Source organism: Pseudoalteromonas sp. S554 (assembly GCF_005930865.1).
GTDB classification, from domain to species: domain Bacteria; phylum Pseudomonadota; class Gammaproteobacteria; order Enterobacterales; family Alteromonadaceae; genus Pseudoalteromonas; species Pseudoalteromonas marina.
This window is the reverse complement of sequence record NZ_PNDV01000051.1, coordinates 109,672-116,487: the sequence shown is the minus strand read 5'-3', so window position 1 is coordinate 116,487 and position 6,816 is coordinate 109,672. Positions and strand designations below refer to the sequence as shown.

General features: G+C 36.2%; 5 protein-coding genes. 3 read left to right on the top strand and 2 right to left on the bottom strand.

Features of this window, described 5'->3' with window-relative positions; translation table 11 throughout:
* Window positions 1-235: 235 nt before the first annotated feature.
* Window positions 236-799 carry a lipid-binding SYLF domain-containing protein gene (locus CWB65_RS12715; protein ID WP_138740732.1) on the bottom strand — a complete coding sequence of 188 codons (564 nt, stop codon included), beginning with the start codon at window positions 797-799 and terminating at the stop codon, window positions 236-238.
* A 139-nt stretch (window positions 800-938) separates the two neighbouring features.
* Here CWB65_RS12715 and CWB65_RS12710 point away from each other — a divergent pair, with 139 nt between their 5' ends.
* Entirely contained in the window at window positions 939-2,150 is a 1,212-nt protein-coding gene (locus tag CWB65_RS12710; protein ID WP_138740731.1) for a tyrosine-type recombinase/integrase, read from the top strand.
* Complete coding sequence (locus CWB65_RS12705; protein WP_138740730.1) at window positions 2,150-3,346, top strand: cation:proton antiporter; 1,197 nt, start codon at window positions 2,150-2,152, stop codon at window positions 3,344-3,346. The genes CWB65_RS12710 and CWB65_RS12705 overlap by 1 nt, the downstream gene beginning before the upstream one ends.
* A 58-nt stretch (window positions 3,347-3,404) precedes the next feature.
* Here the strand turns inward: CWB65_RS12705 and ydiJ are convergent, their stop codons facing one another.
* Window positions 3,405-6,452 (bottom strand): D-2-hydroxyglutarate dehydrogenase YdiJ, encoded by a 3,048-nt coding sequence (gene ydiJ / locus CWB65_RS12700; protein WP_138740729.1) that lies wholly within the window; start codon window positions 6,450-6,452, stop codon window positions 3,405-3,407.
* Between the two features lie 144 nt (window positions 6,453-6,596).
* On the opposite strand from ydiJ, the gene CWB65_RS12695 reads away from it, so the two are divergent.
* Complete coding sequence (locus tag CWB65_RS12695) at window positions 6,597-6,809, top strand: PGPGW domain-containing protein (protein WP_008131796.1); 213 nt, start codon at window positions 6,597-6,599, stop codon at window positions 6,807-6,809.
* The last annotated feature ends 7 nt before the right edge of the window (window positions 6,810-6,816 follow it).

The following is a 6,816-nucleotide window of genomic DNA, read 5'->3' as shown; positions in this document are numbered from 1 at the left end:
ATGTGTTTAGTGATTATTAAAAATAGACTGTATCTATTGATAATTTTTTAGATACGGCTAAGTATGATTTTAAACGGTTCTAATTTTTCATGTTACTGACAACTGACAACTGACAACTGACAACTGACAACTGACAACTGACAACCCATAAATTACGTTATGTTAAATTTCGATATTAACAATAAAGCGAGCGTGATTATACAAATCAGCCCGCTTTTAGGAGAGTTATTAACGGTTAATTTAGCTCAGAATCTACCCAAAATTTAGTCCCTTTTAGAACAGCCTGTAGAGCAAGTCCATTTTCGGTTACAGAATATACAGTAACTTGGTCTGCAATGGCTTCGGCCACCAATGCTCCACCTTTATCTTCGTATTTTGCTGCAGCATCTGCGTTCCCACCAAACGCCCAACCGTGTTCAATAAATCTATTTACTGCTGCTTGGGTATGAAAAATCATAACTACATTAAAATCTTTAACACCTAAACCTAACCCTAAACCAGCTTCACCCATGTTCATGTAAGTAGATTTACCTGTTAGGTTATTTTTTACTACGCCATAACCACCACCAAAACTAGCAAGAATAACGTTAACATTCGCGTTATCAAAAACAGCATAACCAGCAGAGTTTGCTATTTGCGTTTTAACATCTGGCTTTTTAGTATAAAGTTTACTAAGTGTGTTACTTTTCATACTTTGTACTAAAGAACGTTTTTCACTAGGAGATGCACTACCAGTAGTCGCACAACCTGTGAGTATTAACGAGAGTGTAAGTAAAAATAATATACTAACTTGTTTCATAACTTTTCCTTAATAAGGTTTGGCATGGCCATTTAAGCATAGCCTAAAATAAACAGTTATTTGCTATGTCCAATACTAGACAGTATCGGACTTAAAGGTTATTCTGTAACTAACTTATTTAATTAAATATTTATATACTATGCTTGTTGCGTTGGTCGATACGTTAAAACAATTAAGATATCAAATTGCTCATCTTGATGACGGTACTCTTAAATCGGAATACCCAGAACTTGCAACCTTTATACAGCAAGTTACCTTGACTGTAACTGAATCAGAATCGGATCTTAAATTTTTATATCAATTTTTATATGTCTATGGCCGAAAATCAGAAGCAACATACAGTCGATTTAGAAACGAACTTGAACGATTTTATTTATGGTCGTGGTTAATTGCCGAAAAGTCAGTATTCGAATTAAAACGTGAAGATATTGAAGCCTATGTTGATTTTATGGTTGAACCCGATAAAAAGTGGGCATCAACTTCTGTTCAGTGGCGTTATAAAGACGAGCAAGGGATTCGACGATTAAATAAAAACTGGCGCCCTTTTATGCTTAAAGAATCTACTGCTAGCCAACAAACATTGTCGGCTATGTTCACAGCGCTTAATGTATTTTATAAATTTTCATTACTTGAAGAAAAAACGTTTGCTAACTTTGTACCAGTAGTGAAAAAAAATAGCCCGTATTTAGTTGTGCAATCTCAAATTCAGATCCCAGACACATTAAGCGATATACAATGGGAGTATGTGTTTGGAGTGACTCGCGATTTATGTGAACAAAACCCAGATTTAGAACGGAACTTATTTACCCTAGCGTGTTTAAAGGGATTATATTTAAGAATTTCTGAATTATCTGAGCGACCTCAATGGTCACCGGTTATGTCTCACTTTTGGCAAGATAACGACGGCTTTTGGTTTTTACGAATAATGGGTAAAGGTAACAAGCTACGAGATGTTACGTTAAGTGATGATTTTGTTGAATATTTAAAACGTTACCGATTATACCGAGGGCTGCCTGCCCTTCCCCGCGTTGATGAAGCCGAGCCACTGGTTCATAAAATTAGAGGCCAAGGTGGTATGACTGTTAGGCAAATTAGGCGATTAGTTCAACAAAGTTTTGATTATGCGCAACAATCATTGTTGGATGATGGTTTTAAAGATGATGCTGAACAATTAGGTGCAGCAACTGCTCATTGGCTGCGCCATACGGGAGCAACACACGACGCGCAAACGCGGCCACTTAAGCATTTATCTGAAGATTTAGGACATGCAAAAATTGCGACCACCGATCAAATTTATATTCAAACAAATATTAAAGAGCGAGCAAAATCCGGAGCTAAAAGGAAAATTTAATGACCTACTTAGTGATAGCGTTTATAGGCGCTTTGTTTTTAATATATTCATTGACGCTTCGCCAACTAGAAAAAACAGAAGTAACTGGCCCAATGTTTTTTGTTATTGGCGGTATTACATTAGCCAATTTAGTGCCCAATAATGGCGGTGAGTTAAAAGCGGGCGTTGATTTATTACTGCCGTTTATAGAATTAACTTTGAGTATATTTTTATTTTCGGATGCGGCCAAATCTAAACTAAGTGTATTAAGGCATAGTTTTCAATACCCTGGCTTATTATTATTTATTGCCCTCCCCTTAACATTATTACTGGGAATTGCGGTTGGTTTATTTTTGTTTGCTGAGCTTTCGTTAATTCAAGCGGCATTAATTGCTATTATTTTAACGCCAACAGATGCAGCACTTAGCAAAGGATTACTATCAAGCAGTGAAGTGCCCGAAAAAATTCGTGAAGGTATCAATACCGAAAGCGGATTAAATGATGGATTATGTGTACCCGTATTTTTAATATTTATTTTATTGGCAAAAAATCCTGAGTCAGCAATAACTACCTCTCATGTAGTGAGTGTATTTTCAAGAGAGTTAGGTATTGCATTACTTGTTGCTATAACGAGTATTTCGATTTTTATTCCGAGTTTAAATTTTGCAATGAAGCGGCATTACTTTGCTCAAAACACTAGCCCATTTTTGTTATTAGGTTTTGCAATGGCGGTATTTTCTGTTACCCAATATTTGCATGGCAGTGGTTTTATTGCTGTGTTTGTAGCGGGTTTATTGTTTGATAAGTTTTCAACTAAAACAGTGCGTACTGAATTAATAGAAGATTCAGAACATATTGCTGACTTTACGTCTCTGATGATTTGGTGTTTGTTCGGTTATGCATGTGCTTATTTAGTCTTGCCAAAATTAAATTTTGAAATAGTAACGTATGCATTATTAAGTACTACATTGATAAGAATTATACCTGTAATGTTGTCACTACTTTTTACATCTTTAAATTTAAAAGAGCGTTTTACTTTTGCATGGTTTGGGCCAAGAGGATTGGCCTCAATTGTATTTACGCTTATGGTGATTGATGAGCAAATAGAAAATAAATTTCAGATTGCGAGCATTGCCATGACTACAATTTTGTTTAGTGTATTTATTCATGGCATTAGTACAAAACCGATTGCTGATAGTTTTAAAAATGCAAAGTAAAATAAAAAAGGCGTAACTAAATTTAAGTTACGCCTTTTAAATATGTTTAAAAAAATTTTTAACTTAGTACATGGGCAAGTAATTCGATAGGATGTTTAGGCTTAAACTTTTCATAGCGTTTTACTTGGCTACGGCACGAAAACCCAGTTGACAAAAGTTGCTCTGATTTAGTTTTTTCAACTATGGGTTTCCAACTCATTTCGTAAAGTGCGCGTGAGTTATCTTGATTTTGTGCTTCATGTCCGTAAGTACCCGCCATACCACAGCAACCGGTATTCGTTGTATTTAAAGTTAGTCCGATATCTGTAAATATAGTTTTCCAAACATTAGCTGCTTTTGGCAAAGATGTAGTTTCTGTGCAGTGACTTAATAATGTAAATTCAGTTTCATTATTATTATTTGCAGTTAGCCCTTCAAAAGATTGCGTTTCTAACCATTCGTGAGCAAGTTGTACGTTAAAATCGCCGCGGTTATTTTCTAAAATTGTGTTGTATTCATCGCGATAACACATAACCAAAGACGCATCTAATCCCACTAGTGGCGCATTAATATCGTTTAACTGATTTAAAAATTCTGCGGCATTTTTGGCAGTTACTTTAAATTCGTGCAAAAAACCTTTTACATGTTGCGGTTTACCATTGGGTTTAAAGGGTAACAACATTGGTTTTTTACCAAGTTGAGCAATTAAGGTTATAAAACTTTCAACTAGTTCGGCTTCATAAAAGCTGGTGAACGGATCTTGAACTATTAAAACGTATTCACTTTGTTGTTCGGCGGTTAAACTATTTAAAAATTCAAAATTAAATTGCTGTGCTTTGTTTATCCGTTTTGCTAATGACGGAATGCTAAGTTGTGGTGTATCAACATAACCCACCGTGTTTTTAATTATGCTGCTAACAATTTTTGTTTTAACAATTGGATTTATTATCTTACCGAATTTAGCCATAAGTGGCGCGCTACTTTCAATGTTACCCACTAAGTAGTCTTTGAGTGGACGCGCATAATAACTGTGATAATAATTTAAAAAGCGAGCACGAAAAGTAGGTACATCAACTTTAATAGGGCAAGCAGTTGTACATGCTTTACAGGCTAAACATTCATCCATAGAGGCTTTTACTTCGTGTGAAAAATCGTAAAGGCCTTTCTTTTTTTCGCGGCTATGTACAAACCTTTCCCACCAGGTAATTACTTCACCTTTATTCAATTCTTTTTCTACACCCAGCAGATCTATGTTTTTAGATTCTTGAAGGCGTAGCCATTCACGCATTAAACTGGCTCGCCCTTTTGGTGAGTTACGGCGATCGCCGGTTACCTTATACGACGGACACATTGGCGAGTTTTCATCATAATTAAAACAAATACCATTTCCGTTACAGGTCATGGCGTTGTTAAAACTCGTTTTAACATCAATTGAAATTTGTTTGTCGAACCACGATCTTTTCTGACCATCAACACTAACTAGTGAGTCTTCACTATCGATAGGTGTGCATATTTTCCCTGGGTTTATTCGGTTATATGGGTCGAACGCTGTTTTAATAATGCGCAGTTGGGTAAATAAATGTTCACCAAAAAACTCAGGTCCATATTCACTGCGGTAGCCTTTACCATGTTCGCCCCACATTAAACCGCCGTACTTAGCTGTGAGTTTAACCACTTCATCTGAAATGGTACGTAAAAGTTTTTCTTGTTCAGGATCGCACATATCCAGTGCGGGTCTTACATGTAAAACACCGGCATCAACATGGCCAAACATACCATATTGTAGATTATGACTGTCGAGTAAGGCTCTAAACTCAACTATATAATCGGCTAAATTTTCAGGCGGTACTGCAGTATCTTCTGCAAAGGCCAATGGCTTTTGGCTGCCTTTTACGTTTCCAAGTAAACCAACTGACTTTTTACGCATTGCGTAAATTTTTAAAATGTCACTTTTATCATTTGTTAGCTGGTAACCTATTACACCATTGGTTTGGTTGGCTACACATTCATCTAATAATGTACAAAGCGTGTTTACTTTGCCTTTTATATCGTCGGGTGATACTGCATTAAACTCAACCATGTTGAGCCCTTGCATATCTTTATTTGGTACATCGGTTATTAAGTCCGATACTGAATGCCAAATGATATCCTCGCGAGCAAGGTTTAATACTTTGCTATCGACAGTTTCAACTGAAGTTGCACGGGCATCAACTAAAAATGGAGAGTGTCGAAGTGCTGAATCAAAGCTATCGTATTTAATATTTATAAGTGTTTTAAATTCGGCAATCGGTGTAAGGTTTAATTTTGCCTCGGTGACAATACCTAGTGAACCTTCTGAACCTGTTATTAAACGGCTCATATCAAAAGTAAGTAAGTCATCACTTAGGACGTGCTCTAAGTCATAGCCGGTTAAAAAACGATTTAACCGTGGAAACTTATTTAAAATAGCATCACGTTCATCGATGGCTATATTAAGTACAGTTTTATATATTGTGCCAACTAGCGTGTCTTGCTCTGCAATTATTTTTGCTTTTTCGACGTTTATTGGAGCGGTACTCATTGGTGTACCGTCTACTAAATAGGTTGTAAGGCCTAAAACATGATCGCTTGTTTTACCGTAAACAAGTGAACCTTGCCCTGAAGCATCGGTGCTTATCATACCGCCTATAGTTGCACGATTACTGGTAGATAAGTCGGGAGAAAAGAAAAATCCATAAGGCCTTAAAAAGTCATTTAGCTGATCTTTTATTACGCCAGTTTGAACCCTAACCCACCCTTCTTCGACATTAATTTCGAGAATTTCACGCATGTAGCGAGATAAATCAACAACGATACCCGGAGTTAAAGACTGACCATTAGTGCCAGTTCCACCACCGCGCGGTCCAAATGTTAATGATAAAAAAGGGTCCCGTGATGCAGTTTGCAAAGCAAGTTGAATGTCTTTTTCATTTTTGGGAAAAATGACACCTTGTGGCAATTGCTGGTAAATACTGTTATCGGTTGAAGCGGTAATACGTGTTGCATAACTTGCATCGGTATCACCGGTAAAGCCTTGCTTTTGTAATGTATTTAGGTAATTTGCGACAAGGTCTGACGCGGCATCTTGCTGAGTAATTGTTGCGATCATAACGGCATACTTTTAGACATTTGGTTAATTATATCATGCTGATTGCTAATAGAAATTGAAGAATTTACAGTTTGTAACACTCTTTTAGTCGATTTAAGCGCTGCTGTAATTATAATCAAGTTAACTACATGAGAGGTCATTTATATGAAAAAAATTGTATTACAGATCATGGGTGCGTTATTTATTTTATTAGGATTAATATTTGCGGTTGTACCTGGTCCATCACTTATATTTTTTATGGCTGGTTTATTGTGTTATTCGTTTTATTACCCAAAAGCGCGTTATTATTTGACCCTTTGTCAAAAAGCACTGACTAAATCTTGTCAGTATTTAGATAAAAAATTAGCACGCAGTTAAAATAAAT

Bases quoted from the DNA above. Each gene is read 5' to 3' on its own strand.
- CWB65_RS12715 (WP_138740732.1), bottom strand. From the start codon at position 799: ATGAAACAAGTTAGTATATTATTTTTACTTACACTCTCGTTAATACTC.
- CWB65_RS12710 (WP_138740731.1), top strand. From the start codon at position 939: ATGCTTGTTGCGTTGGTCGATACGTTAAAACAATTAAGATATCAAATT.
- CWB65_RS12705 (WP_138740730.1), top strand. From the start codon at position 2,150: ATGACCTACTTAGTGATAGCGTTTATAGGCGCTTTGTTTTTAATATAT.
- ydiJ (WP_138740729.1), bottom strand. From the start codon at position 6,452: ATGATCGCAACAATTACTCAGCAAGATGCCGCGTCAGACCTTGTCGCA.
- CWB65_RS12695 (WP_008131796.1), top strand. From the start codon at position 6,597: ATGAAAAAAATTGTATTACAGATCATGGGTGCGTTATTTATTTTATTA.